The 545-nt window shown below is 60.0% G+C and carries 1 protein-coding gene; it reads left to right on the forward strand.

Annotated elements, in window-relative coordinates:
* On the forward strand, nucleotides 1–545 hold a 545-nt coding region (locus tag AXE65_RS13895; protein ID WP_204376559.1), incomplete at both ends, for a GTA baseplate fiber-binding domain-containing protein.

Genomic DNA, 545 nt, shown 5'->3' on the forward strand with positions numbered 1-545 from the left:
ACCTTTGGCGAGCTGACCGCGCCGCTTAATCATCATCGGCACGAATACCGCGACGACGTTAACACCCTCCGCATCGAGCTGGCACGCGCCGATATGGAGCTGCTGCCCGCCAGCCAAGCGGAAATGCAAAACCGCGCCAATCTTGCGCTGATCGGCAATGAGATCATCAACTTCTCGGGCGTGACCCAAACCGGCGACACCACCTATGAGCTGACCGGCCTGCTGCGCGGACGCAAACACACGGCGGCGACCAGCCATAGCGCAGGAGAGCGCTTTATTCTGCTGGATGATCAAATCCTCTTCGTCCCCGCCGAACAATTTGATCTAAACCGCACGCTGACTTTCCGCGCCACCAGCTACGGCGCAGAGCCTTCTACCAGCGGCTGGCAAAGCTTAACGCTCACCGGCATCAAAGAACCCGCGCCCGCCTACCTGAAAGCACACAGGCAAGGCAATGAGCTGATCTTGAGCTGGACAGGCACCGGCAGACGCGGCGGCGGCGCGAACGTATCGCTATCGGCAGGCTTTAAACACTACCGCATCAC

This window comes from Ventosimonas gracilis (genome assembly GCF_001580025.1).
Lineage (GTDB): Bacteria > Pseudomonadota > Gammaproteobacteria > Pseudomonadales > Pseudomonadaceae > Ventosimonas > Ventosimonas gracilis.